The organism is Microcoleus sp. MON1_C1, from assembly GCF_036701945.1.
In the GTDB taxonomy this organism is placed as follows: domain Bacteria; phylum Cyanobacteriota; class Cyanobacteriia; order Cyanobacteriales; family Microcoleaceae; genus Microcoleus.
This window is the reverse complement of record NZ_JAUBRO010000007.1, coordinates 128,815-154,587: the sequence shown is the minus strand read 5'-3', so window position 1 is coordinate 154,587 and position 25,773 is coordinate 128,815. Positions and strand designations below refer to the sequence as shown.

At 45.5% G+C, this 25,773-nt stretch carries 24 protein-coding genes; 7 read left to right on the top strand and 17 right to left on the bottom strand.

What is annotated here, in order from left to right; translation table 11 throughout:
• Positions 1-204 precede the first annotated feature (204 nt).
• The 4 genes from QUA62_RS06150 (at position 205) to QUA62_RS06135 (ending at position 4,997) form a co-directional block, all read left to right on the top strand.
• Positions 205-1,170: a M48 family metallopeptidase gene (locus QUA62_RS06150; RefSeq protein ID WP_333325057.1), complete on the top strand. Its 966-nt coding sequence runs from the start codon at positions 205-207 to the stop codon at positions 1,168-1,170.
• 225 nt (positions 1,171-1,395) lie between these two features.
• A complete protein-coding gene (locus QUA62_RS06145) occupies positions 1,396-1,821 on the top strand; it encodes a DUF4359 domain-containing protein (RefSeq protein ID WP_333403045.1) in 426 nt (141 codons plus the stop codon).
• 227 nt (positions 1,822-2,048) lie between these two features.
• Complete coding sequence (locus QUA62_RS06140; RefSeq protein WP_190738642.1) at positions 2,049-2,615, top strand: TerD family protein; 567 nt, start codon at positions 2,049-2,051, stop codon at positions 2,613-2,615.
• 408 nt (positions 2,616-3,023) lie between these two features.
• Entirely contained in the window at positions 3,024-4,997 is a 1,974-nt protein-coding gene (locus tag QUA62_RS06135; RefSeq protein ID WP_333403043.1) for a TerD family protein, read from the top strand.
• A gap of 12 nt (positions 4,998-5,009) precedes the next feature.
• Here the strand turns inward: QUA62_RS06135 and hpsP are convergent, their stop codons facing one another.
• From hpsP to hisH, 9 genes are all read right to left on the bottom strand, one after another.
• Positions 5,010-6,224, bottom strand: coding sequence for a hormogonium polysaccharide biosynthesis glycosyltransferase HpsP (gene hpsP / locus QUA62_RS06130; RefSeq protein ID WP_333403041.1), 1,215 nt, complete (start codon positions 6,222-6,224; stop codon positions 5,010-5,012).
• Positions 6,225-6,271: 47 nt separating this feature from the next.
• Positions 6,272-6,451, bottom strand: a complete 180-nt coding sequence (locus tag QUA62_RS06125) for a hypothetical protein (RefSeq protein ID WP_333358127.1) — start codon at positions 6,449-6,451, stop codon at positions 6,272-6,274.
• Positions 6,448-6,795 carry a hypothetical protein gene (locus QUA62_RS06120; protein ID WP_006635155.1) on the bottom strand — a complete coding sequence of 116 codons (348 nt, stop codon included), beginning with the start codon at positions 6,793-6,795 and terminating at the stop codon, positions 6,448-6,450. Before QUA62_RS06120 ends, QUA62_RS06125 begins: the two co-directional genes overlap by 4 nt.
• Before the next feature lie 43 nt (positions 6,796-6,838).
• Positions 6,839-8,008: a hormogonium polysaccharide biosynthesis glycosyltransferase HpsO gene (gene hpsO / locus QUA62_RS06115; protein WP_333403039.1), complete on the bottom strand. Its 1,170-nt coding sequence runs from the start codon at positions 8,006-8,008 to the stop codon at positions 6,839-6,841.
• Between the two features lie 27 nt (positions 8,009-8,035).
• A complete protein-coding gene (gene hpsN, locus QUA62_RS06110; protein WP_333403037.1) occupies positions 8,036-9,010 on the bottom strand; it encodes a hormogonium polysaccharide biosynthesis glycosyltransferase HpsN in 975 nt (324 codons plus the stop codon).
• 18 nt (positions 9,011-9,028) lie between these two features.
• A complete protein-coding gene (locus QUA62_RS06105; RefSeq protein ID WP_333403035.1) occupies positions 9,029-10,597 on the bottom strand; it encodes a glycosyltransferase family 39 protein in 1,569 nt (522 codons plus the stop codon).
• Between the two features lie 241 nt (positions 10,598-10,838).
• Positions 10,839-12,299, bottom strand: coding sequence for a phosphoglucosamine mutase (gene glmM, locus QUA62_RS06100; RefSeq protein ID WP_333403063.1), 1,461 nt, complete (start codon positions 12,297-12,299; stop codon positions 10,839-10,841).
• 258 nt (positions 12,300-12,557) lie between these two features.
• A complete protein-coding gene (gene rsmD / locus QUA62_RS06095; RefSeq protein WP_333403033.1) occupies positions 12,558-13,100 on the bottom strand; it encodes a 16S rRNA (guanine(966)-N(2))-methyltransferase RsmD in 543 nt (180 codons plus the stop codon).
• A gap of 151 nt (positions 13,101-13,251) precedes the next feature.
• Complete coding sequence (gene hisH, locus QUA62_RS06090) at positions 13,252-13,887, bottom strand: imidazole glycerol phosphate synthase subunit HisH (RefSeq protein WP_333403032.1); 636 nt, start codon at positions 13,885-13,887, stop codon at positions 13,252-13,254.
• On the opposite strand from hisH, the gene QUA62_RS06085 reads away from it, so the two are divergent.
• Positions 13,877-14,455 (top strand): pyroglutamyl-peptidase I family protein, encoded by a 579-nt coding sequence (locus QUA62_RS06085; protein WP_445301641.1) that lies wholly within the window; start codon positions 13,877-13,879, stop codon positions 14,453-14,455. The two genes, hisH and QUA62_RS06085, sit on opposite strands and share 11 nt — an antisense overlap.
• 113 nt (positions 14,456-14,568) lie before the next feature.
• On the opposite strand, the gene QUA62_RS06080 is transcribed toward QUA62_RS06085, so the two are convergent.
• From QUA62_RS06080 to lgt, 4 genes are all read right to left on the bottom strand, one after another.
• Complete coding sequence (locus QUA62_RS06080) at positions 14,569-15,051, bottom strand: flavin reductase (RefSeq protein WP_190659726.1); 483 nt, start codon at positions 15,049-15,051, stop codon at positions 14,569-14,571.
• Between the two features lie 152 nt (positions 15,052-15,203).
• Positions 15,204-16,040 carry a dienelactone hydrolase family protein gene (locus QUA62_RS06075; protein WP_333403030.1) on the bottom strand — a complete coding sequence of 279 codons (837 nt, stop codon included), beginning with the start codon at positions 16,038-16,040 and terminating at the stop codon, positions 15,204-15,206.
• Between the two features lie 85 nt (positions 16,041-16,125).
• Positions 16,126-16,962: a precorrin-4 C(11)-methyltransferase gene (gene cobM / locus QUA62_RS06070; protein ID WP_333403027.1), complete on the bottom strand. Its 837-nt coding sequence runs from the start codon at positions 16,960-16,962 to the stop codon at positions 16,126-16,128.
• Between the two features lie 120 nt (positions 16,963-17,082).
• On the bottom strand, positions 17,083-17,976 hold the full coding sequence (gene lgt, locus QUA62_RS06065; protein ID WP_006635166.1) for a prolipoprotein diacylglyceryl transferase: 894 nt from the start codon (positions 17,974-17,976) through the stop codon (positions 17,083-17,085).
• Between the two features lie 361 nt (positions 17,977-18,337).
• Between lgt and rlmN the strand changes: the two genes are divergently transcribed.
• Entirely contained in the window at positions 18,338-19,447 is a 1,110-nt protein-coding gene (gene rlmN / locus QUA62_RS06060) for a 23S rRNA (adenine(2503)-C(2))-methyltransferase RlmN (RefSeq protein WP_333403025.1), read from the top strand.
• 384 nt (positions 19,448-19,831) lie between these two features.
• Here rlmN and QUA62_RS06055 read toward each other — a convergent pair whose 3' ends face one another.
• Positions 19,832-20,143, bottom strand: coding sequence for a hypothetical protein (locus tag QUA62_RS06055; RefSeq protein WP_333403023.1), 312 nt, complete (start codon positions 20,141-20,143; stop codon positions 19,832-19,834).
• Positions 20,083-21,135: a Calx-beta domain-containing protein gene (locus QUA62_RS06050; protein WP_333403059.1), complete on the bottom strand. Its 1,053-nt coding sequence runs from the start codon at positions 21,133-21,135 to the stop codon at positions 20,083-20,085. Before QUA62_RS06050 ends, QUA62_RS06055 begins: the two co-directional genes overlap by 61 nt.
• A 166-nt stretch (positions 21,136-21,301) precedes the next feature.
• Between QUA62_RS06050 and QUA62_RS06045 the strand changes: the two genes are divergently transcribed.
• On the top strand, positions 21,302-23,425 hold the full coding sequence (locus QUA62_RS06045; RefSeq protein WP_333403021.1) for a cytochrome c peroxidase: 2,124 nt from the start codon (positions 21,302-21,304) through the stop codon (positions 23,423-23,425).
• A gap of 503 nt (positions 23,426-23,928) precedes the next feature.
• Here QUA62_RS06045 and QUA62_RS06040 read toward each other — a convergent pair.
• On the bottom strand, positions 23,929-25,038 hold the full coding sequence (locus tag QUA62_RS06040) for a methyltransferase domain-containing protein (protein ID WP_333403019.1): 1,110 nt from the start codon (positions 25,036-25,038) through the stop codon (positions 23,929-23,931).
• Positions 25,031-25,702: a phosphoribosylglycinamide formyltransferase gene (gene purN / locus QUA62_RS06035; RefSeq protein WP_333403018.1), complete on the bottom strand. Its 672-nt coding sequence runs from the start codon at positions 25,700-25,702 to the stop codon at positions 25,031-25,033. Before purN ends, QUA62_RS06040 begins: the two co-directional genes overlap by 8 nt.
• Positions 25,703-25,773: the final 71 nt, after the last annotated feature.

The following is a 25,773-nucleotide window of genomic DNA, read 5'->3' as shown; positions in this document are numbered from 1 at the left end:
GAGGCGATACACAGGCACTGTGAAAGATGTTTGTCGATCGCGCCTGTACCAGAATCACAATTTTAACGCTAATTTGAACAGGCAAGATGGCTGTTCCACAACAGTTCAATATTTGTCGCGATAACATTGATAAGTCAGGCGCCAGCTAGCACCAGCAGCGATCGGCAACACTGAAATATTTTAGATGTAATTTTTGCAACAACCATGCCTACTTATACGGGAATTTCTAGCGAAGCTTTTCAACATCCCCTCGATCGCCAAGCCGAGGCAGCATTGCGGAGCGTGCCTGGATTTGACTTAATTGCCAGCAAATTTGTAGAATTTGTCTACGAACGACCGCAATTCGTTTACCTAATGGGAAATAGCATTCAAGTCGGGCCCCGGCAATATGCCAGCATTTATCATATATTTCGGGAGTGCGTGCAGGCTTTAGATGTTTTTCCAGAACCGGGTTTATTTGTTTCTCAGAATCCCTCAGTTAACAGCTATGCCCTGGGAAAAAACCAGCCTTATGTAGTATTAAACACTGGTCTTTTAGACTTGTTGGACGAGGCGGAACTGCGGGTAGTCTTGGCTCACGAGTTGGGACACATTAAATGCGGCCATCCAACTTTAAATCAAATGGCGATGTGGGCGATGAGCGTCGCATCGACAATTGGCGAGATGACTTTCGGTTTGGGAAATATGGTCGGTAGCGGTTTAATTTTCGCTTTTTATGAGTGGCGGCGCAAGGCTGAATTGTCGGCAGACCGGGCGGCTTTGTTGGTGACGGATGACTTGAACAGTGTGATGAAGACGATGATGCAACTGGCGGGAGTTAGCAGTAAATATGCTGACCAATGCAGTTTGCAAGAATTTATCCGCCAGTCTGACAACTATCAAGAGCTCGATCGAGACAATCTCAACCAAGTGTATAAATTTTTACTTTACAACGGCGGCCAAGGCGTGATGCTGAGTCACCCTTTCCCGGTGGAACGCCTGCGGTATTTGCGAGACTGGGCCAGTTCCGAAGAATACCGCCAAATTAAGCTGGGGAACTACAAGCGGGCGGTATCCGAGGGTGCGGTTGATGTCAAGTCCCAAACGCCTAACAGCGAGACGGAGGCTTTGCGCCGTCAGATTGAAGAGTTGCAGCGGGAGATCGATCGGCAAAAATCAAAGCGAAACTAAGTTTAAATTCCTCGTCCCCAGGCTGTGCCTGGGAACCAGCTAAATGTTTTGTTGAAGATTTACCGGATTTGAGGGAGGGAGAAACGTAAAAGGAAGGTAAACCAGTGAGAGACTTACTCGCAACTGGCCTCCAATCTAAAAACTGTCCCCTCCTTTCGGAAATCTGTTTCTGAGGAGGTGTAGTTTAAATCAAGAGAAGCTTATAAATCAACGGGGCTAAAAAAAATGAATATTGATAACGCAATGAATACTAACAAGCCAACTTCTAATTTTTTCGGCAATGTGGGAAAAGTCGCGATGGCTCTGACTCTTCTGGCGGCGGGCATGGCATTTACAAATCCTGGGAGAGACAAATACCTAACTTATGCTTCCGGCGTACTCCAAACCGAGCTGGAAAGCACTGTGTGCAAGGATTCTCGCGTTCCGAAAGCTTTGAGCGGCATTACAGATAGTTTAATCGGCAGTTGCAAAAATTTGCTGACTTCGCAGCGAAACACAATCGAAAGCTTGCTCGACAATACAACGCAGCGTCAAAACTTAGGTGTGGTTAGTATCTACACCACTGAATTAGGCAAAAAAAGCTATCAAACGGTTGGAGCTTTTGGTAATTTTGTTACCCTGCCACCGAGTTCTGAAAATGCTCCAAATTAGACTCAAATTAAGTTCAATTGTCGAAACCGGGTTTTGTAGAAAGCCCGGTTTTTGCTTACGTAATTCTCTCTCAGTAAATCTCAATAAATTCGGAGAGCGGTAGCACATATTTTTAATGAGGCCCGCTATTAGAGACAAAATATTAAGTTTTCTTAAAGAAGAAAAGTTATTGTCCCACTTAATATTAACATAAACGCTATAAAGTTTGATGTTTAACAAATAAGCAGATGGCAATGCAATTAAGTAAGGGTGAGAGATTTAATATCTCTAAAGAAGCGCCCGGTTTAAAAAAAATGGCGATCGCCCTAGGTTGGCAGGTGACAGGGGCAGGAGAAAGCTACGAGATTGATGTCTCTGCCTTTATGCTAGGTGCTGACGGCAAAATCCCTAACGATAAATATTTTATCTTTTACAATAATCTGCAATCCGGTGACAGTTCGGTACTGCAATTGATTCGGGATAAAAACAACCGAAGTCAAGAGAATAAAACGATTTACGGCGTTATCTTAAAAAGAGTTAATCCTGAAATTGAGGAAATAACTTTTGTTGTCACTATTGACGAAGCAGAAAAAATTAATGCAAATTTTAGCAATATAAAAAATGCTTTTATCAAGATTTACAATTTGGATACAGAAAAAGAACTTGTTCGTTATGAATTAAAAGAGAATTTTTCGCGAGAGACTGCTGTAGAATTTGGTCGCTTGTATAGAAAGAATGGAGAGTGGAGATTTCAAGCGGTAGGAGCAGGATATCAGGCAGGATTGCAGAGTTTTGTGGATAAGTATTGCAGCTAAAGTAGTAATAATATTGCTCCAATTCCTCACGAGTTGGCAGCGGTAACTGGCTATAATTTGCAGTTTCCGGCTGGGGAGTTGGAGGTGGAGTCAGAACCGGAAGCGGAACAGTCTCATCTGGAGGTTTTGGTAAATTTGTTACCTTGTTACCTAGTTCTGAAAATGCTCCAAAGTAGGGTCAAATTAAGTTTAATTGTAGAAATCGGTTTGGGAGAAAGCCAGGTTTTTAATTACGTAATTGTACTTAAGTAAATCTCAGTAAATTTCAGATACAGGCAGCACATATTTTTAATCAAGCCCGCTATTAAAAGCCAAATATTAAGTTTTATTGAATACAAAAATTATCCGGAGACTTAATATTAACATGAACACTATAAAGTTTGATGTTTAACAAATAAGCAGATGACAATGCAATTAAGTAAGGGTGAGAGATTTAATATCTCTAAAGAAGCGCCCGGTTTGAAAAAAATCGCGATCGCCCTCGGTTGGCAGGTGACAGAGGCAGGACAAAGCTACGAGATTGATGTCTCTGCTTTTATGCTAAGTGCTGACGGCAAACTACCTAACGATAAATATTTTATCTTTTATAATAATCTGCAATCCTGTGACGGTTCGGTACTGCAATCGATTCCTGACAAAAACAACCGAGGTCAAGAAAAGAAGACTATTTACGGCGTTATTTTAGAGAAAATTAATGCTGAAATTGAGGAAATAACTTTTGCGGTCACTATTCACGAAGCAGATAAAATCAAGGCAAATTTTAGCAATATCAAAAAGAGTTTTATCAAAATTACCAATTTGGATACGGGAAGCGAACTGGTTCGGTATGAATTAAAAGAGAATTTTTCGCGAGAGACTGCTGTAGAGTTTGGTCGTTTGTATAGAAAGAATGGAGAATGGAGATTTCAGGCAGTAGGAGAAGGATATCAAGCAGGATTGCAGAGTTTGGTTGACAAGTATGACAGCGGAAATAGCAATAATATTGCTCCCATTAGTAGGGAGTTGACAGCCGAAACAGCAGCAGATGATTTGCAGTTACCGGCTTGGGAGTTGGAGGTGGAGCCCGAACCGGAAGCGGAACAATCTCGTCAGACTCGAAGGGTACAGCCATCACGAATTAACAATCAAGTTAATAACTCGCGAAGCCGCAAAATACCCGCAGCTTTATTAGCAAGTTTAGGGGTTTTGATGTTGGGGGCAGGTGCAGGGATGAGCGCCTTTATGCGATCGGGAAATGAAACGCTGAAGCAAGCGCAAATACTGGCCGTTGAAACGCAGAATGCAGGGAAAGTGACCGATGTCAATTTGCTCAGAAGTTTCGAGAAACGACTTAAAGAAACGATCGCCAATTTAGACAAAATTCCTAACTTCCCTGGCTTTGGGTATCAACAAGCTAGAGCTGATTTGCTGAAACTGCGCCCGAGCTTGGTTCCCGTAGCGCAAAATTTACAGGCCGCAGAAAGTCTAGAAAAAGCTCAACAATTGGCAATGGAAGCTGCTGTGGTTGTGCAAAAACCGCCTCATCCGATGGAAGTTTGGCATCAGTCGCAAAGTAAATGGCAACAGGCGATCGCACTTTTAGAAGCGATCGATTCACGTACACCTGTTTATAATCTAGCTCAAAATAAGTTATCTAATTACCGGGCAAATCGCGCTGTTATCAGTCAAAGAGTGGCGATCGCTCAAAAAGCTGCAAATTTTAGCAACCAAGGTTCTTTGAAAGTTCAAAAGGGAGATGTTCCGGGGGCGATCGCCAATTTTACTCAGGCTTTAGCGCTGAATCCGAACATACCTCAAGCTTACCTCGGATTGGGGATTGCTACTGGCCAACAGGGAAACAAGCAGCAGGCGATTTACAATTACGATCGAGCGCTGCAATTTAATCCTAACTTGGCAGAAGCTTATTTCGGTCGCGGTCAAGCATATTATGAATTGGGAAACAAGCAAAAGGCGATCGGGGATTACGAACAAGCTATTCGCGTTAATCCTAATTATGGTTTGGCTTATTTGGAACGAGGTGCTATTCGCTGTATGTTGGGAACAAAATCGCAAGCAGTAGCAGATTTTAACCAAGCTGGAGAACTTTTCTCAAAGCAGGGAGACGGCAAGAATTACCAATTAGCCCAAAGCTTTATTAATGATTGTCAAGAACCGATTGCAGAGGCTGCAATCTGCGATTATCGAAGGAAGATAGACTCCTTCGGCCGACCTTGCGGTCGAGCTCTTAATGTTCCGATTATAATTAGAAGAAAATCGGCGATTGATGCCTCAAACTCTGACTCTACTAATATTAAAAGCAATAGCAGCGTTGAAAAAATCTCGCCGGCTAATTCTGATAGCAGCAGTACAAGAACTCGCAGCAGGCGAAGAAGCAGAAGGTAAACCGCTGTGGCATTAGTTAGTAGACGACAAAATCTGCTGGTAAGCCTCGATGGTTTGCTGGGCGATCGCCTCCCAGTTATAATGCTTTTTGGCATACTCTTTGCCGTTCAATCCGCGCCGTTGGCGTTCCTGTGGATTCAGAAGTGCAGATTTAATTGAATTGGCGATCGCCCCTACTTCCAAAGGCCCCACCCAACCAGCTTCTGCTTGCTGTATGTCTTCGGCAATATGTATGCGATCGGAAATGGCGACAGGTACACCCGCAGCCATCGCTTCTGCTACAGCAATCCCAAAGTTTTCGTAATAAGAAGGCAAGACAAATAAGTCGGCGTTTGTCAACAGTTCACTTTTTAAATCGCCGCTCACAAAGCCAGTTATTGTTGTGTATTGTGCTAAGATTGAATTCTGAATTTGTACTTTAATTCTTGTTTCATAACCAGCATCTTGGGGATTTGAACCCGCTAAAATAAACTTAAAATTTATTCCCGATGCCAAAATACTTTCTAATGCTGTAATTAGCAAGTCAAGCCCTTTTTTAGGTTCAATTCGCGACATAAATAAGATAATTGGCACTTGAGATTCGGGCAATCTCTTAGGAAACAAACCTGCTGTCACCCCCAATGGAATCACCAGATCCAGTGGCCCAGGCATCTTGCCTGGGAAGTCCAAATCCCGTGCCACAGGCATCTTGCCTGTGCAGTTCAAACCAAATCTTTCTGAGATTTTAGCCTCTTCTTTACTTGTGAAATGAATGGCGGCCGCCCCTGCTAAATTAGGGCGTTCTAAAACTGCTGCATAAATCTGTTTTAAGCGCTTTTTTTTCTGCAAATCGGCGGGGTCAAGCATACCGCAGGGACGGATAATATACGGTAAGTGGCGATATCTAGCAATTGTGGCAGCAAAGGTAGTTACCGGTGAGAAAAGAGCGTGAATGTGGGCCAGGTCAAATTGTCGCGCATTTTCATTCAACCACTGCAATAACGAGAATGAAAATTTATATCTGCGCCAGGGATAACAGCGGAAATAAATAATCTGATAGCCGTTTTGTTGTATTGGTTGATTTAAGGGGACATCTAAGGGATGTTGACCGATATCTCCGTTAGAATCTGTGGTGATAATGGTGAGCTCAATACCTCGCGAAGCGAGGGCGTCCGAAAGTCCCAGTACCATTTGACTCGGCCCGCCGTAGACGAGGGAAATCGAGGGGATAATTTGGAGAATTCGCATGGGGGATAGTTCTTTCAATCAAAATATCAACATCTCCCATGACAAATTTAATTATCTGGAAAAGGCTGCCCCTCTAGCTGTTCAGCTTCCTCTCTCTTTGTCGCTGTAATTTGGGTATTGTGAGCCATTGTCTTGGAAAATTCATACATTTCACTGGCTTTGGCTTCCGCAGCTTTCACAATTTCAAGGATTTCCAGGAGTTGGCTTTCATCTGGTAATTGTTTCATGGTAATGCTTCTAATCTCTCAATTACTTGGTCTATCATAATTCTCGCTTCAGGAGCCATACGTAGCAATGCTGCTAAATAATCTCCTGCTTTTTGAACATCTTCATCGGGCACACTAGCCATCAATACATTGCCCACAATGTGCTCTGCTTGTAAGCGAACACCTGATACGCAGAATTGAAAATTACTGATCGAGGAAAAGTATTGCATCAGTATTTCATTTTCTGGAAAAAGAGACATTGCTCTTCTAAGTGCAAAAAGTCCCTGGGTGGCTTGGCGTTCGGTCTCGTGTAGTACCTGGTAGAGTTCGTCAACCAAAGAGCGTAGGTCGGAAGGAATAGACATTTACTACAGCTTTTATTTAACACTTGCATTATACTGCTAAAAGTTACAACAATTCTTTGTAAAATTCCAACAACTGCTCAGCTAAAGCTTGATTGGTATAATTGCTCATCGCTCTCTGATAACCCCGATCGCCCAAATCAGCAGCCAACTGCCGCCGCTGCATCAATTGCTGCAAACACTCGCGCAAAACCCCTGCATTTCCCTCGGGGAATACTAACCCCGCATCCCCGATGACGTGGGGAATTTCCCCGCAGTCGGAACCGATCACCGGAATTTTACAGGCCATCGCTTCAATTAAAACGTGACCGAATTGTTCTTTCCAGCCCACAGTGGTCAAAGTTTTGAATTTATAGCTCGTTTGCGAGGGCAATACCAAACAGTTCATTAAGTTAATGTAGGGGGGAATCTCTTCGTGGGAAACGCTTTCTACCCAGATTATTCGGTCGCTGATTCCCCATTCAATACATTTTTCTGCGAGGCGCGTCCGCAATTTTCCTTGTCCTACTAACAGCCACTTCCAACAGCTTTTTTTCAACCCGGCCAAAGCTTCCGCTAAAGTCAACAGTCCTTTTTCTTCTACAAATCGCCCTACAAATCCTACCACAAAATCGGTCGGCTCAATGCCGAACCTGCGCGAGAAATCAGCGTCTTTACCAGTGCGGCGAAACAAAGTTTCATCTACTCCGAGTTGTGGCATTACTTTTACCGCACCTTGATAGCCCCGCTGCCGCAAAATTTTCGCCCCATCTAAGTTGCCTGCAATAATGCCGTCGGTGTGCTGAAGATTGTAATTTTCTAAGACTGAAACAGGCCAATTCAATTGATAAGGCAGATTCCACCAAGTAAATAGTATATTTTTTGCGTTTAATTTGAGCAGTTTATTTAATAAAATTAATTGAGCGCAAGCCAGGGATTTTGAACCTTGTTCAACTTGGATTATCTGGGGTCTAAAGTTTTGCAAAACTTTAATTAAATCAAAACCAAAGCTTAGCAATCCTTGATTGTTTTGACTAAAGTTGGAGACAGGGATTACTTTAAAGGAACCCTTTTGATAAAATTCCGTTTCTATAATTTTATTTTGTACGCCTCCGGGTTTCCAACGCTGCGGCACTACAACTGTTACTTCAATATCGGGTTCTAGGTTGGCTAATATCTTGAATTTTTCCCGGTTAATGTCCACAATATAGGTGTGACTGGCAACGAGAATTCTCATTTAGGGGAAGGGGGAAGGAATAGGGAATTATTGAGCGTTAATGTTGTCTTGATGGCTGTAAATTTGTCCATCATTCCACAGAGATTGAATTACTGTATTTATAGCACTGAGAAAACCCAAGATATAAAAAGCAAATCTAGTTATAATTTTAATGGGCGAGTGGCTTTTATAACAAGGCGGATTTCCCAAAACGTGGCAGTCAAAGAGTTTGGCAAAAAATCGCAGGCATTGAAAAGCTGTTAAATTTTTCAATCCCATTAGAAAGTGATTGTGATAAAATGTGATTTGATATTCGATCGATCGCGTGCTGACATCGTGACACCCGCCGCTCTCTTCCCCCAAGTGAACTAAACAGGCATTGGGATCGTACCAAATTTTCAGACCAGTCGATCGCAATCTCAAACAAAAATCCGACTCCTCCCGCACCGCACTCCCTGCAAACCGCTCGTCAAACCTCAGCCCCCATTCGGCAAAAACCTGCCTGCGAAATGACATATTGCACCCTCTAGCCGAGAGCACCTGCTGCGGTTTTACTGTATGCACCAAATCGATAAAATACCAGGCAATGCCCGCATCCATCGCTTCTGAGGGCAAATATTCGATCGCCAAATCGCCTCCAGAATTATCCAGTTTCATTCTGTCAAAAACCCGGCCCGCCACACATCCCACATCGGGTTTTTCTAAATAGTTGTCAGCGTGAGCAGCCAAAAAACCATCTGGCAATTGTACATCATCATCAATAAATAAAATAATCTCTCCAACTGCGCGTCGCACTGCATAATTTCGAGCAGCCGGCAAACTTGCCCAATCTACCCGAAACCACCGAATTTTGCCAGCATTTGCCAATTCCTCTAAATAAACTTGAGTTTCTGATTCGTGGGTGCGAGTTTGATCGATTACCAGCACTTCAAAATTCGGGTAATTTTGCCGAATCACATCAGCCAATGTCTCTCGCAGAGGTTGCTCGCGGTTGTAGGTAGGTATCACAACAGAAATCATCATGTGCAGTTGCCACTTTCCTTATTTCTCTACACGCCAAAGCCAGACATCACCCGGTTTGTAAATTGGTGTGATTTTATATTTTTGCACTTTTTCTAGTTCACATTGCAATGCTTCTGTAGCTCGGTAGAGAAATACATCGCTAAAACCATCAGAAATTTTTACTTGTTCGGGTTTAACTGCCAGCAAAAGCTGTACTTGCGGCTTCAGCAGATAGCTGACAGACAGTATTTTTCCTGTGATGTTGTTGCCTCCGTGACTGATTACTAAAGGTTTTTTCGCTTGATTGACAATCGCGGCTACTTGGGGATTATGTTTAGTGCTAGAAGGATACTTGTTCCACCAAAGTTGCGACTGTGAGCTGACCCCACAAGAAACTATTCCACTCGATATTAGCGCTATTAAACCGAGCTGCCACAGTTTTTGTTGACGGGGATTGGTGGCGACTGCAATTTTAGCGGTGAATAGATAGGCAACAGGTATCTGGATTGCTAAAATATAGGGAACCAGATAGCGATCGGCAACGCCTCGCACTGCTATCAATACTATCGCTGTAATTCCGATCGCTGTCAATAGAAACAGCCAAACTCGTTTAGGAGTTGAGCGGCAGAGCGAGTATATTGAATGTGCGATAGCTAACAGCAATACGGCCACTACAATCAGTCTGATTAAATCTGTAGCAATATTGCTCGAACCAAATTTGATAATTCCGCCCGCCCAATGGGTGTCGATAAACATTCGGCAGGTGATGAGAATTAAAGGTTTAAGTGAAGATATGAAAGACAGGGAAAGGCGGGGCAAGCCTACTGTTGATTCGATTTGGGGCGCGTTATCAAGTAATACCCAAATCCAAGGCGCAAAAATAATTATTGCTGCCGCTGAAGCTAGCAAATAAGTAATTAATGTTTTGCTATAACGCCAATTTTCTGTGATAATTACATAGATGCCGTGGGCGAATACTACTAAAAAAAATAATAAACTAGAATACAGTCCGAAAGTAAGGGCGATCGCATAAATAAACCAAACACCCTTGCTCAATTTAGAGATGGCGGGAGAAATTTGTAGGGCGATCGCCCGCAGCAGAATTGCATTCGACAGCAAGACGAGGACTGCAAACATCATGTAGGGTCTTGCCTCTTGCGCGTATAAGACGTGAAAGGGTGAAACAGCAACGATTGTAACAGCCATCCATCCCACAGACGCAGAGCGAAATAATTCCCAGCACAACCAATAAATGCTGGGAAAAACTAACAAACTAATCAAAGCTGAAAGCCTTCTGACAGTCGCCACTTGCGGGCCGAACAAGTGCACCCAAAACCTGGCTAAAATAAAATACAGCGGCGATAGTTGGGGTTCTTCTGTAGCTAAACCTTTAACAGTATCCAACCAAGTTTTTTCGGGATTTATCTGCTGGTATTTCCGCTGCAAATCTGCGACGCTAATTATTTTGCCTTGAAAATCTTGCTGCACCATTTCCGTCCAAGTGTAGCCAGAAATTCGCAGCGAGGTGATAGATTTGTCGAACGAGTAGACTTTGCCATCCAGATTAGTAAAGCGAAACCATATCCCCGTTATTAATATGACGACCATTAAAATTTTTAACGAAATTCGATGCAGCCGCCCATTTTGAATTTATTTGGTGTTCATACAATCAGAAATGGGGAAATGAAGAAAGAAGGATTTAGTTATTTAGGACAGAGGAAATAAGCAAGAGGGAATAAAGAATGAGAAATTGGTTTCAATAGCCCCTATATTTATCTAGAGGCTTCTTGCTTCTTCCCTCTTGCTTCTTCCTTCTTACTTCTTCCTTCAGATTACTTCCCCATTTCCATCAGATAGCTATGTGTTGCTGAACCGCTAAAACTAAATTTTCAGTCCAGAAATTAGCCAATTCGGCGCTAGCAGCTTCCACCATAACTCGGATTAGCGGTTCAGTGCCAGAAGCGCGAACCAAAACCCGTCCCTGTTCTCCCATTGCAGTTGTAGCACGTTCGATCGCACTTTGCATTGCCTCGCACTCGTGCCATTTTAGGCGTTTTTCGCGATCGTCCACCCGAATATTTCGCAGCAACTGCGGATAAGTTTGGAAACTGCCACTTACCAATTGTGCCAAAGATTGCCCGGACTGGCGCACCAGCGAAGCCAAATGCAAAGCTGTCAGCAAACCGTCGCCGCTGACGCCGTAATGCGGACAAAGAATATGTCCAGACTGTTCGCCGCCCAACATCGCACCAGTGCGCTGCATTTCAGCGTGAACGTACTGATCTCCCACATCGGTTCTAGTTAGTTTGCCGCCCAATTCTTCCCAAGCTCGCTCGAAGCCGAGGTTAGCCATTACAGTAGAAATAATTAAATTGGATGGTAACTGTTGGGAGTCGCGCAACTGTCGGCCCCACAGATAAAGAATGTAATCGCCGTCAATCGTTCGACCTTCGTTGTCAACACACAAAACTCGATCGGCATCGCCGTCAAAAGCAAATCCCAAATCGGCATTGTGTTCCAAAACTGCCGCTTGCAAACTGTCGAGATGAGTAGAACCGCAGTTAACATTAATGCGATCGCCATCAGGAGAGTCGTGCAAACAGATAACCTCCGCCCCCATTTGCGCGAACACCGCCGGCCCCAAACCCGCAGCCGCCCCCCAAGCCAAATCCAAAACTATCCGCATTCCCTCCAAATTCATCTGTTGCAGCGAATCACAGAGCGAAGTGGCATAATCTTGAACCAACTCAGACCGATGGTAGTGGTGTCCCCAAGCCAAGCTAGCAACCGGAACCTTTGCTCCCCGGATTCCCGCTTCGATTTGTTCCTGCAACTGCTGCGACAGCTTCGAGCCGTTTGAGTCAAAAAACTTAATGCCGTTGTCTTCTGGGGGATTGTGAGAAGCCGAAATCATCACTCCGCCGACCGACTCCGAAACGCTTGCCAGATAAGCAACGCAGGGAGTGGGACACAATCCCAAATTCCAAACTTCTAAACCGGCGGCCGTCAAACCCGCTGACAGTGCCATTGCCAGCATATCGCTGGAATTCCTGCTGTCTTGCCCCAAAATCACAGGCCCCTGGTTGGGGGAATGTTGCCGTAAAACTTGTCCAGCCCAGAAGCCCACTTGCAGGGCTAGGGGTGCATTCAGCAATTCTCCAACTTTTCCGCGAATGCCGTCTGTGCCGAAGAGTTTGGTATTTGGCAGGGAGAGGCTATTTCCCAGCAGAATCGTATCCAGTTTGGCTGGCTGTACCGAGTTAACAGCCGGAAACTCGCTGCCACGAGGGCGCGAAGGTGTCTGAACCATATTCACTCCTTTAGGAATATTCACACTCACACTTTGGGTTCATGTTACAACTGAAAGTCTTTATTTTCAGCCTAAACTCCATTTATTTCGTCGATTGCTTAAGCAACTTGCTCTGACAACCTACGCACAAAGCTTAACTTCATCGGAAAAATTTGTATTGTACCCAAAGGAAAAACTTTTAGTCCCGGGGGCGCGCCCATGCCACGAAACCCAGTTTCTTTTTGTCTCCAGGAGTGACGCTGCTGCGGTTTGAGCCGATCAGTAACTGCGGGTATAGAAGGTTAATGCTGTATTGCCGTAGACTTTGTGGCGGCAAATTTCTAGGCCGGAAATCGCTTGTGCCGATCGCTCCGGGCTGTGCTCGATCGCGATTTCGCCGTTTGGTGCTAGCATTTCTTGGCTGGCGATCGTGTTTAACACAGGTTCGTACAAGTCGCTGGCGTAGGGCGGATCGAAGTAAATGCGATCGAACTGCTGCCCCGCTAGTGTTGCCAATTTCGCCGTCGCGTTTCCCCGCAGTATTTGGAATGTTTGGGACGAGTCTGCTACTTGCTCCCAGTTTTCGCGGATAATCGCACAAGCTTTCGCCGACTGTTCGATGCCAGTGACACTCGCCGCTTGCCGACACAAAGCTTCTGCACCCATCGAACCGCTGCCGGTACAAATGTCAAGCCATCTGCAATCTGCGATCGTCCCTTGCCAAATATTAAATAAAGCTTCTCTGACTCGCGAAGGTGTAGGGCGAGTTGCGACTCCCGGCAGGGTTTTGATTTGGCGATTGCCACAGATTCTTAAACTCATTTAGCAAGAAGGAAGGAGGAAGTTCGGCAACGGATTCTGTAACGGATGTAACGGATGTAACGGATGTCAGGAAGAAGGAAGAGGGAAGAAGACTTTTAAAATGTCAAACCCGGTTTCGGCAATCTACCGGGTTTTTCAAGACTGATGCCACCTAAGCAGGTACTTTTTCTCTCACCAGACTGACAAAATTTGACAGCATTTGCAATCCCGTACTCGAAGACTTTTCCGGGTGAAATTGCACGGCCATCAGATTGTCTTTAGCTATAGCCGCCGTCACGTTTTGACTACCGTGAGTCACCATTGCCGATCGCACTTCCAAATCAACTGGAGCGACATAATAAGAATGCACGAAATAAACCCAAGGATCAGACGGTAAATTTTGCCACAGCGGCAAATCCGGGTGAGGAAATTGCAATTGATTCCATCCCATGTGGGGAATTGTCAAACCCGGTTCCGAGCGAAATCGGCGCACTTTTCCCGCAATAACGCCCAATCCCGGTTCTACACCTTCTTCGGAACTTTCAAACAGAATTTGCAAACCCAAACAAATGCCTAAAAAAGGTTTTCCCGAGGCGATCGCCCTGTTTATCGGTTCTATCAAATTGCGCGATCTTAAATTCTGCATTGCCGGGTCAAACGAACCAACTCCCGGCAAAACCACCGCATCAGCCTGCTCGATTATAGCAGGAGAATCTGTAATTTTTGGCACTGCACCCACATTTTCCAAGCCTTTACAGACTGAGTGCAGATTGCCCATGTCATAGTCTACTACTGCAATGACAGACATTGACTTACTTGCCTTATATTATCAATATCAGTATTATTGCACAAATATGACGGCGAAAATCCTGCTAACCTCATTTGATACTTGGCTTCCCCATCAGCAATCCAACTCTTCGGACGACTTATTAGCCAAGATTTCCCAAATCAAATCTTGGCCTGATTCCTTGACTTTTTTGAGGAAACTGCCAGTAGATTTTCAGCTAGCACCTAATTTAGCGATCGCCAAAATCAACCAACTCCAACCCGATACTATTATCTGCTGCGGCATGGCCGAAAGCAGGCAAAAATTAACCCTAGAATCCTGCGCTTGCTGCGAGAGCGACATTCGGAAAACAGCAGTTAATCTCGAACCGCTAGTCGCTGATTTAGCTGCCACAGAAATCAGTCACGAAGCCGGAAAATTTGTATGCGAAGCCCTATATTATGCGGTTTTAAAACATATTTGCGATTCTCAAATAGCCGCTAAATGTATTTTCATCCACGTACCAATTTTAACTCCCGACAACGCTGACAGAATTGTCGCCGATTTTTTATTAGTTATGCGACGCCTAACTCTCGCAAGTAATAAATAGGTCGCTGTAATTCAACTTAAAAATTTGTTTAGTATTCAGAAACCCGGACTTTTAAAGAAACCGGGTTTCTCAGTGTTAGTTTTTTTTACTAACAACTGCCAACTGCCAAGTCTTTAGCCCCCGTAATTCCAACCCGTGCTTTCTAGCAGCAACGGATTGCCTTCTCGGTGGACGCCTGCAGCCACAACTTCTCCCACATAAACCGTGTGATCCCCGTGTTCCACAGCACCGACAACTTTGCACTCGACGTAACCCAGAGAGTCCGAGATAATCGGACAACCAGTTTCCGCGCCGGGATAAAATTCTACATCCTCAAATTTATTGCCAACGCGGCGCTGCTGCTTGAAGAATTTCTGGGCTAACTCTTTTTGCCCTGCTTCTAGGAAACTCAAAGCAAAGACACCGCTGGCTTTGATCATGCCGTGGGATTTGGAGTCTTGCTTGACGCAGTTGACAACTAAGGGAGGGGTAAAGGAAGATTGCATCACCCAGCTAGCGGTGAAACCGTTGACTTCCTCCCCGTCTTTGACACCGCAGATGTACAATCCGTGAGGGATTTTCCGCAAGATGGTCTTTTTAGCTTGTTCGTCTAGCACGGGCTTACCTGTTCGATCGATAATTCTACACCGCCCAGTTTACCAATGTCGCGCCCACAAACTTACCTGTCTTAAGGGCTATTCGCTAATATTGACTTTTTCAATCCCAAACTTGACACCTGTTGTAAGTCAAAGTTAACAACTCACAACTATTAAGAAACTCCATACTTTTTAAACCAATCTTGCATCCGTTTCCAAGCATCCTCAGCTTCTTTTTCCCGGTAAGTGGGGCGATAGTCGGCGTTAAAACCGTGCGGCGTATCTGGATAAAGCACAATTTCGGAACCGCTGCTGCCAGTTTTGAGAACTTCCTGCATTTTCTCGACTGTATCGTTGGGAATTGACTGGTCTTTGCCACCGTAAAGACCCAATACGGGCACTTTCAAACTGGCTGCAATGTCGATCGGCTGTTTGGGAGTTAAATCCGTATAATTGCCCACCACACGCCCGTACCAAGCCACTCCTGCTTTGACTTTCGGGTTGTAGGAAGAGTACAGCCAAACAATTCTGCCACCCCAGCAAAATCCTGTAATTCCCAACTTATTAGTATTGCCTTTTCCTGACTTTTGTGCCCACTCTACGGTAGCATCTAAATCAGACATAACTTGAGCGTCGGGAACTTTCGAGACAACTTTACTAATAATTTCTTGAACCTCGGTGATTTTAGAAACATCACCTTGACGGGCAAACATTTCTGGGGCAATCGCTAAATAACCTAATTTTGCAAAACGGCGGCAAATATCTTGAAGGTGGGCGTGAACTCCGAAGATTTCTTGAATTACTAAAATTACTGGAAAATTGCTGCCGCTGGCTGGCATGGCTCTGTATGCTGGAATTGAGCCGTCTTTTACAGGAATTTTTACCTCACCTGCAACTAAACCAGCAGCATCCGTATTGATAACGGCAGCCGCAATAGGATGAACTGCTAAGGCAAATCCGGCGCTTAATGCGGTGACAGTGATAAATTGTCTGCGAGTTAAATCAGTCATGGCGATTTTAGATTTTAGATTTTAGATTTTAGATTTTAGATTGGGGAATTGAGAATTGCGAATTGGGAATTGGTAATTGGTTATTTCATAATTGCTCCTTCTTCCCTCTTCCTTCTTCCCTCTTCCTTCTTCCTTCTTCCTTCGATGCTCGGAAAAGCCGATCGTGCTCTGGATGGTACAAGCGCGATCGCCCTTCTGCTGATTTTCCCAAGGCCGGACTAATAACGTACATTGTCGTTCTGATCAAATTATTTTCGCGCGTAGCAACTGCCATTTTGTCAAGGGGAACTAGCACAATTTTTTCATCCGGCCAGCCCAACCGATAACAAATCGCTACAGGCAAATCCGATGGGTAATGTTCCATCAATTTAGCTTGAGCTTGTTCGACATGGCGGGCACTCAAATACAGACACAAACTCGCTTGATGAGCCGCTAAACTCGCCAATTCTTCGCGTTCCGGTACTTCTGTTCTGCCGCTAATTCGCGTCAAAATAATTGTCTGCACAACTCCCGGGACTGTCAACTCAATTTTAAGTTTAGCTGCGGCAAGTTGGAAAGCGCTAATTCCCGGGATTACCTCAAAAGCAATTCCCTCGGAAGCCAAAGCTTGCATTTGTTCGCCGACAGCCCCGTAGAGACAGGGATCGCCCGAATGGAGGCGGACTACGCTTTTGCCGTCGCGCACTCGTTCCACCATCAAAGGTACAATCTCTTCGAGGGTCTTATCCGCAGTTTGGATCACTTCAGCATCCGCGCGCACCCCCTGCAAAATTTGCTCGGGGACTAAGGAATCCGCAAATAATATGACATCAGCCGCAGCCAATAATTTTTGAGCCTTAACAGTCAACAAATCCGGGTCTCCCGGGCCTGCACCTACAATGTATACCCTTGGAATTAAGGCTTCAATCTCTGTCAAACTCATTGCTGCTAAAAAATTGGCTAAATTTACGGACTCTTCCGGATCTACCTATTTTGCTGGGAAGTAAGGGATGGTAGATGCACCCTGGTTTTGAACCCTAGAGACTAACCTCTCTGGGGTTTTTTATTGATCCTCTGGGGATTTATGAGTGATATTTGCCCGATCGCTATTTGGGGAGACAACATCGGGCAAAGGTCGATCGAGCAAATAAAGCCAAGCTAACCCACCCAAGCCTAAAACAATCCCAGTCAAGCTTACCATTTGTGCCGTCCGCAGCGGCCCCAACATCAAACTATCAGTTCGCAACCCTTCAATCCAGACCCGACCGGAACTGTAAGCTGCGATATAAACCAAAAATAAAGCACCAGTTTTTAAGCGAATTTTGCCCTGCAAATCGCGGAAAAATAAAGTCAGAAGCAACCCAAATACTGTCAGATTCCACAGGGATTCGTAGAGAAATGTGGGGTGGAAGTATTCAAAATTAGCGTAGGCGGGCGGGCGGCTGTTTGGCGGAATATAGAGTTTCCAAGGCAAATCCGTAGGACTGCCAAAAGCTTCCGAGTTAAAGAAATTTCCCCAGCGTCCGATCGCCTGACCGAGAATTGCCGAGGGCGCGATTAAATCTGCCAATTGCCAAAAAGAAACTCGCTGGATTTTCGCAAAAATTAAAGCTGCGATCGTGCCGCCCAAAATCGCCCCGTGAATGGCAATTCCGCCTTTCCAAATCGCAATAATATCTTCAGGCCTCTGGGCGTATTGCTGCCACTCGAAAGCCACGTAATAAATTCGAGCGCAGGGAATAGCGCCCAGAACCAGCCAAATTGCCAAATCACCCAATAATTCCGGGTTGACGCGGCGTTTTTGGGCCAAGTATTGGGACAGACTCACCCCAATCAAGACGGCAGAAGCTATCAACAGCCCGTACCAGCGGATGGCTACGGGGCCAAGTTGAAAGATAATTGGGCCGGGCGATGTAAATTGAAACGCTAAGGGCAGCGCAAGAATATTTAGCACCATAAAAGTTGCATTAATTGTGATGGAAAGCTGTCAAATTTGCATACCCTTTAACAAACTCCAGAGTTTATTTTAGGTGGCTGCGGTCATTTACACGCAATATTTGGGGAATTTTACCAAAAATTAACTGGATTCTTGATTGTGCAGATTTCTGTTTTGAGTTTTCTTTGTGAGTCCACAATAAGAGCCCCCTAACCCCCCTTTTTAAAGGGGGGAACCGGATTATTCTTAAAGTCTCCCTGATTAAGGGGGATTTAGGGCCATCGAGATTCCGCCTTCTGCATAAGTACCTTCAGGAGGATTAACGGCAGCTTTGGTCGAGAAGTTTTAAGATAGAGGGTGGCTTTAAATTTTCTGATGACTTATGTCTCCTACTTCCGTTTCTCAGGTGTACTCTTCTGGTAATTCAAAGGGTGCGAATCAGTCTCGCAAGACTGCTGCTTTGGCTGTTGAGTCGGGTAAAATTCCGCCCTTGCTGGGGGCGAGTTTAGCTGAGTTAACGGAGTGGGTGCAGCAGCAGGGACAACCGGCTTATCGGGGAAAGCAGTTGTACCAGTGGATTTATGAGAAAGGTGCGCGATCGCTCTCTGATATTTCTGTATTCTCGAAACAGTGGCGCGAGACTGTTGCTAAAATTCCGATCGGGCGATCGACCATTCACTATCGATCGGTCGCACCAGACGCCACCGTAAAATATCTCTTAAAATTGGCAGACGGTCAAATCATTGAAACAGTGGGCATTCCCACCGATAAACGGCTGACTGTGTGCGTCTCAGCCCAAGTTGGCTGCGCGATGGGCTGCGACTTTTGCGCTACCGGAAAAGGCGGTTTCAAGCGCAATTTAGAAAAACACGAAATCGTCGATCAAGTCTTGACAGTACAGCAAGATTTCGGTCGCAGAGTCAGCCACATCGTATTTATGGGAATGGGCGAACCCCTGCTGAATTTCGATAATGTTGTAGCTGCTGTCAAGTGTTTGAATCAAGACGTAGGAATTGGACAACGAAATATCACCATTTCCACAGTAGGAATTCGCAATCGCATCAGCCAACTAGCCGAACATCAACTGCAAGTTACCCTCGCCGTCAGCCTCCACGCTTCTAATCAAAGATTGCGCGAAGAGTTAATTCCTAGCGCCCGCCCTTATCCTTTGGGTGAGTTAATCGCAGAATGTCGGGAATATGTGCGATCGACGGGGCGCAGATTGAGTTTTGAATACGTACTTTTAGCAGGTGTGAATGACTTACCGGAACACGCAGCCGAGTTAGCAACTCACTTGCGCGGTTTTCAGTGTCACGTCAATTTGATTCCTTACAATCCGATTCAGGAAGCTGAATATAAGCGACCGACTCCCAATCGAATTAACAGTTTTGTATCGGTTTTGAAGGAAAAGAAAATTGCAGTTAGCGTGCGATATTCTCGCGGCTTAGAAGCAGATGCAGCCTGCGGACAATTGCGGGCATCCGAGGTTTAGGGTGGGATTTTAACTGCTGCTAAAATTTGTTGTAGGGTGCGTCATTGTTTCGCGTTATTTTCTCGATAATTGAGAAACTAGGTTCTGACGCACCTCATATCAAATCCGGTAGCATCAAAATTATAAAATCGACTCAACATTTAACAGTCAATCACCGCGTCAGTTTTTCGATTGAGGGTCGTACCGCCAACAGCCAACAGTCAACAATCATGTATGAGTGCAACCGGAATTGAGCTGACGCAAATCTTGCACCATTCTCAAGAACAGGCTAGGAGGGTCTGTTCCACAAAGAGTAGATTTTCTTGTGGGGTTGGCCCTCCTAGCCCGCCTATAGAAAGCCTATTGAGAATGGTGCAATATCTCAGATGCACCCTACTACTGTGCTTAAACTGTTCGGAAATCGTTAACACCAATTAGCGAAGCGTTGACTCCAATTAAAGAGGCGATCGCAATTCTATTTACTTTTATCAAAGTATTGTTATTACTCTGACTAATTTCCAATTGATTAAAAGTCAAACCGCGAGAAAATCCTAACACATCTTCGCCTTTAACAAAATCGGAAATAATATCAAGTCCGAGATCACTTGCGATCGCAAACGTGTCATTACCAATCCCGCCACTCAAGCTGTCCTCTCCTAAATCTCCGAACAATAAATCCTTGCCAGTACAACCGAGGATAGTGTCGTTGTTTCCCACCCATAAATTGTATCATTTCCAGCACCGCCATCTATCAAATCATTATTCTCATTGCCACCGAGTAAATCATTGCCAGCATCGCCGCACAGGGAGTCATTTCCTGATTGTCCGAAAATAGAATCATTGCCTTGACTTCCGACTATGACATCGTTATCTTGGTCGCCGATGAGGATATCGTTGCCTTTGCCCCCATCAATAAAGTTGGCGCCTTCATTGCCATAAATGAAGTAATTGCCACCTTCACCGTTAATCGAATCGTTCCCATTATTTCCGAAGATGATATCGTCGCCTCCACCGCCTAGTACCAGGTCGTTACCTTTGCCGCCAATCAGGAAGTCATTGCCGCGCTTTCCGTTGAGGAAATTGTTGCCTTCATTGCCCTTGAAAATGTCTGGGCTGTTGCCACCAATTAGGTTGTAGTTACCTGCTTTGGCATCGAATATATTGGGACTGTTGCTGCCCAAATAACCGTCATTTTTGGAAGTACCAATTAGGATGCCAGAATTGCATTTGATAATATTATCGACTGGATTTGGTCGATCGAGGTTTGGTCGTTCAATGCGATCGCCAATGGAGTTTGGATCGGGTGCGGGCGTACCTGTAGGCGTTGGTGTGGGAGTTGGTGTGGGAGTTGGTGTGGGAGTTGGCGTTGTATCTACGAGCGTCAAAATCGCCGTATTTTGATTTCCCAAACTAGCATTATTTGTGGCATTTGTGAAACTGAGATTTACAGTTTCATTCTCTTCTACGAAGGTGTCCTGAGTGATAGGAATAGTGAAAGTTTTGCTAGTTTCGCCAGAGACAAAGTTTAACGTACCCGACGTAGCAGTGTAATCACTTCCAGCGGTGGCGCTACCGTCAGCAGTACCGTAACTCACAGAGGCGGAGACATTGGTTCCACCTGTATGATTAACTGCAATTGTTTGGGTTGTGCCGTTTTCATTAACGCTGTAAGCAGCGCTACAGAAATTAAAGCTTCCCGGTGCTACTATCTAAAGTTTACGATCAGAATGCTATTCAAGCATTTGAGGACTCAGTTTTGGACAAATGAATTTATGAGCCAAACAAATAAGCAAAATGTTGAAAAATTTCATTTGGATACATTTAACTAATCTCTTTCGGTTGGTAGCAAGGCTGCTTAAGCGAACAAACCACAGTATGGCAATCGCTACAGTTGTCGCTGTTGCCATCTTAGCCGGACACACAGCATCGGCTCAAGTCGGTCCTCCCAGACCGCCTAATCCACTGGCTTCGCTTAAAACCGTAGCAGTCCCTGAGCCAGCAAACTTAGGAGAATTCGTCAAAGACAAACCGGCTGCAATTGCCTTAGGAAAAGCCCTGTTCTGGGATTTGCAGGTGGGCAGCAACGGCAACCAGTCTTGCGCCAGTTGCCACTTTCACGCTGGAGTTGATAATCGTGCTAAGAACCAGCTCAGCCCAGGGCTGTTGCAGGTAAATGCCAGCGGTGGGCCAAATCCAGACACTACCTTTAATCCAGGTAAGGGTCCCAACTCTGTGCTGCAGCCAGCGGACTTTCCGTTCCACAAGCTGGCAGACCCGAACAATCGCTTGTCGCAAGTTCTAGGTGACACGAACGATGTTGCAGGATCTCAAGGGGTAAGTCTGGCAAAATTCATCGATATTGTCCCTGGTAGTGCGGTGGATAAGGTAGAGGTTCAGCCAGATCCAATTTTTAACGTCCAGGGCACCAACGTGCGTCAGGTAACTGAGCGCAACACGCCCAGCACAATTAACGCTGTGTATAACTTCCGCAACTTTTGGGACGGACGCGCCCAAAACGAATTTAACGGTGTGAATCCGTTTGGGTCAAGAGACCCAGGTGCCTTTGTCCTGAAAGCACCCACAAAGCAATCCCCTCTGCAGCAGGTGAAAATTAGCCTGAAGAATTCATCGCTGGCGTCGCAGGCAGTTGGCCCACCCCTAAGCTCTGTTGAAGAATCGGCAACGGGTCGGGTATTACCTGATATCGGGCAGAAGTTCGATCGGATTAAAGTCAAAAAGCTGCCTAGAGAGACAGGTAAAAAGCTCAAACAGCTACGGCCGCTTGGGCAACAGCTTGTCCATCCCGAAGACAGCGTTCTGGGCAGCTTGAGCCGTTGGCCCCAGCCCGGACTCAAAGACAAAAGTTACGAAAAAATGGTTGAGGATGCGTTTAAGCCGGAGTGGTGGGACTCGAAGCAAATCATCAAGGTTGATGCTATAGGAACTCGGTCTTTCAAGCAGCCGCAGGGAGCGTTGGCAACCGATGAGTTTACACTGATGGACTACAACTTCTCATTGTTTTTCGGATTAGCGATTCAACTGTACGAGTCCACCTTGATTTCTGACGATTCACCCTTCGATCAATTTATGGAGGGAAACAGCAACGCGCTGACTGTACAGCAAAAGCAAGGCAAGGATCTGTTTGAAGGTAGAGCGGGGTGTGTCTTCTGTCACGGTGGAGGTGAATCTACCAACGCCTCCGTCAAAAATGTGGAGAATCAACGGGTCAGACGGATGAGGGTGGGAAATGGTGGACAAGCTGTTTATGACAATGCCTTCTACAATATTGCCGTTAGACCGACTGGGGAAGACTTGGGCGTGGGCGCCAATGATCCTTTCGGCAATCCCCTTTCAGAATCGCGGCTAGCTGCGCGAGGACTCTTTCCGTCATTACTAAATGCAACTCCAAATATACCCGTCGGTGCAGATGAGCGCATTACAGCAGACGGTGCATTCAAAACGCCTGGATTGCGGAATATTGAGTTGACGGCTCCCTACTTCCACAACGGTGGGCAACTCACTTTGCGACAGGTCGTTGATTTCTACAATCGAGGCGGGGATTTTGCTGAGAACAACATTGACAATCTCGATATTGGCATCCGCAACCTAAACCTCAGCGAGGAAGAGAAAACGTCTTTGGTCCTATTCATGGAATCTCTGACCGACGATCGCGTTCGCTATGAGCGTGCCCCGTTCGATCATCCACAACTGTTTATTACGAATGGGCATCCCGGAGATCAAAACGCCGTGACCAATGATGGCACAGGGCAAGCGACCACAACACTGCTAGAGTTGCCTGCGGTGGGTCGGAACGGGACTACTGTTCCTCAACCAAACTTCTTGGGCGTTTCCCCGGAGCGATCGAGGACAACGATTACTCCGCAATCTACTCCGCCATCATCAAGGAATCCACTTGAGGGAAGCATTACTGAGGAAGACTGTCCACCAGGCTCAACACCTAAGTTTGTCAGCGGAGGATTTATGTGTGTCACTAAGTAATGATTTCCTGCGGTATTGAACACCGCTTTAAAGGGGATTACCAGGCGATTTTCGCGGTTGAAGCCTGAGAAAACCCATGCAGCGCGATCGTGAAATCTATCGTAATTCCCTTTGAGTCCTCAACTTAACCGTTAAAATCCCCAACATCTTTAAGAAGTTGGGGATTTTGTATTCATCGCTTGAGTGTGGAGCCCCAACGAGCTTTGCACGAGCCACAAAGAGCTTGCTCAACTTTTCCGTACGATTGCCAATGGTGATGCAAGGGTTTGGAGGCATTAGATCACTATTTTTTTTTGCACTCCCCCACCTTTTTTCGGTCAGACAACCCAACGCCGCGTCTCCTTTTTCACTTTATTCAGCAAGCCGTATATAAAATCCTGACCTTTAACAAAATTCAAGATAATATCAAATCCTCGCCCATTTCCCAGACAAAAGTATCCTCGCCCAAACCTCGGACAAATTTCGACAATTTTTACCTAAAAATTGAGCGAAAACAATAAACTCTACAAGCGTTTAACAAGTATCCACCGCAACTCTAACGGCGGTGTTTGTTGCACAGAAAATAAATCGCGCCCGCTAGCCCAACTGACAAACCAAGGTGTCGGCGGCCACGCAGAGTCAGGCAAATGTTTTTGTTCGTATTCAATCACAGATTCATCAGAAATAATTTCTAACGGCAAACCCTCTATTGCTGCTTGCAATTCTTGTCTAGTAATCAGATAAGACCAACACAATTCAGACATTTGTTTTGCCATCTCGTCGGGTTCGTAACCATCAACTGCTAAGAAAGCACTGAATAAGATAAACCCGCCGCTTAAAACAGCATCTGACATTTTGCCGAGGAAAAGACGAATTTGTTCGGGGTAGCGGAAATGAGAGAGAACTTCGGTAGCAATGGCTAATTTGTACCGATAAGTTTTCATCCTCAATAATGGGTCTAAAACGTCACCCAAGGTGACATTTATCGGCAAGTTTTCGGCGGTTCCTGCAACTGATAGTTTCTCGGCAAATATGGGTGTTAGTTCGATCGCATCCACGGAATGGCCTAACCTTGCTAAGGGCAAACTATTGCGCCCTGGCCCCGCACCGACATCTAAAATAGGTGCTTTTCCCGGTTCGCCTAATTCGGCGGCAATGGCGATGACTTTGGCATCGGGATGGCTGCCGAATAAAGGTTCGGGGCGAATATCCGGCCAGCTATGATATTTCTGGGCCATCGATTCGACTTGAATCTTGGTATTCAGAGTAATGCCGCCGGCTAAACCGCTTTGGGAATTAGCGGGAAAGTAGGAGACTATTAGATTAGCGTGGGGGGAATTTTTGAATCCTTCTGCTAAGGCGTTGGCGATTAATGTTCGCAAGTTTTCGGCTTGGGCAGCGTCGATGTTTTGTCCGAGAATGTTTAAGAAGTCTGAGAGTAATTTAAGATAGTCGTCTAGCATCGATGGCAAGCAAGGCAGATAGAATTCTCCCTTGAGGCCGATGCTCCTTTTGAGCCTTTCTTTGAGAATTAATTTCAGGCGATTCGAGTCTGTCAGCGACGGGTTTGTTTCGGGTGATTCGCTGACAGGCAATTCCGGGGAAGATGCAGCACTGGTAAGTTTTTTAGTCACAATATTTTCGATTAGATTCGGCAATAAGTGCGATCGCACCGAGCATAATCTTGTGCTCTTGCACCTGAATTCTCGCGTGCAGTGTTTCTGCGGTATCATCAGGCAATACCGGCACCGCAGCCTGCATTAAAATCGGCCCGCTGTCTACTTCTAAACGGGCGATATGCACAGTACAGCCGGTGATTTTAACCTTGGCAGCTAGTGCTTGCTCGACGGCGCGAATTCCTGGGAAACTCGGCAGTAAGCTGGGGTGAATGTTAATAACGCGATCGGGAAAAGCATCAAACAAAACTGTGGTAACAATTCGCATCCAACCCGCCATCACGACCCATTCTACATCATATTCTTGAAAAGTTTTGACAATTTTTGTATCTAATTCTTCGCGGCTTTTGCAGTCGCGGTGATTGAGCAGAATCGAGGGAATGCCGTATTTTTCTGCTCTAGCTGCGGCTTTGGCTTCGGGGTTGTTGTAAATTAATACTGGGATTTTAGCGTTGAGTTGTTGATTTTGGATGGCTTGGGCAATTACCTCGAAGTTGCTGCCGCTTCCTGATGCTAAAACTCCTAATTTTAATGGAGGATGGGCCGGAGCGAGCGCACTTTTGCCAATCTCAGGAGAAATCAGGCAGGCATTGGAATTAACAGATACTGGATTAGCGGTCATTCGATTTTAGATTTTAGATTTTAGATTTTGGATTGACCCCACGGATAAATTCGGGGGCTTGAGGATTTTAG

Bases quoted from the DNA above. Each gene is read 5' to 3' on its own strand.
- cobM (WP_333403027.1), bottom strand. From the start codon at position 16,962: ATGAGTTTGACAGAGATTGAAGCCTTAATTCCAAGGGTATACATTGTA.
- hpsN (WP_333403037.1), bottom strand. From the start codon at position 9,010: ATGATGATTTCTGTTGTGATACCTACCTACAACCGCGAGCAACCTCTG.
- purN (WP_333403018.1), bottom strand. From the start codon at position 25,702: ATGACCGCTAATCCAGTATCTGTTAATTCCAATGCCTGCCTGATTTCT.
- QUA62_RS06140 (WP_190738642.1), top strand. From the start codon at position 2,049: ATGGCAATGCAATTAAGTAAGGGTGAGAGATTTAATATCTCTAAAGAA.
- QUA62_RS06105 (WP_333403035.1), bottom strand. From the start codon at position 10,597: ATGGTCGTCATATTAATAACGGGGATATGGTTTCGCTTTACTAATCTG.
- QUA62_RS06075 (WP_333403030.1), bottom strand. From the start codon at position 16,040: ATGACTGATTTAACTCGCAGACAATTTATCACTGTCACCGCATTAAGC.
- QUA62_RS06085 (WP_445301641.1), top strand. From the start codon at position 13,877: ATGACAGACATTGACTTACTTGCCTTATATTATCAATATCAGTATTAT.
- rsmD (WP_333403033.1), bottom strand. From the start codon at position 13,100: ATGAGTTTAAGAATCTGTGGCAATCGCCAAATCAAAACCCTGCCGGGA.
- QUA62_RS06145 (WP_333403045.1), top strand. From the start codon at position 1,396: ATGAATATTGATAACGCAATGAATACTAACAAGCCAACTTCTAATTTT.
- QUA62_RS06135 (WP_333403043.1), top strand. From the start codon at position 3,024: ATGCAATTAAGTAAGGGTGAGAGATTTAATATCTCTAAAGAAGCGCCC.
- hisH (WP_333403032.1), bottom strand. From the start codon at position 13,887: ATGTCTGTCATTGCAGTAGTAGACTATGACATGGGCAATCTGCACTCA.
- hpsO (WP_333403039.1), bottom strand. From the start codon at position 8,008: ATGAGAATTCTCGTTGCCAGTCACACCTATATTGTGGACATTAACCGG.
- hpsP (WP_333403041.1), bottom strand. From the start codon at position 6,224: ATGCGAATTCTCCAAATTATCCCCTCGATTTCCCTCGTCTACGGCGGG.
- QUA62_RS06045 (WP_333403021.1), top strand. From the start codon at position 21,302: ATGGCAATCGCTACAGTTGTCGCTGTTGCCATCTTAGCCGGACACACA.
- QUA62_RS06120 (WP_006635155.1), bottom strand. From the start codon at position 6,795: ATGTCTATTCCTTCCGACCTACGCTCTTTGGTTGACGAACTCTACCAG.
- QUA62_RS06150 (WP_333325057.1), top strand. From the start codon at position 205: ATGCCTACTTATACGGGAATTTCTAGCGAAGCTTTTCAACATCCCCTC.
- QUA62_RS06125 (WP_333358127.1), bottom strand. From the start codon at position 6,451: ATGAAACAATTACCAGATGAAAGCCAACTCCTGGAAATCCTTGAAATT.
- lgt (WP_006635166.1), bottom strand. From the start codon at position 17,976: ATGGTGCTAAATATTCTTGCGCTGCCCTTAGCGTTTCAATTTACATCG.
- glmM (WP_333403063.1), bottom strand. From the start codon at position 12,299: ATGGTTCAGACACCTTCGCGCCCTCGTGGCAGCGAGTTTCCGGCTGTT.
- rlmN (WP_333403025.1), top strand. From the start codon at position 18,338: ATGTCTCCTACTTCCGTTTCTCAGGTGTACTCTTCTGGTAATTCAAAG.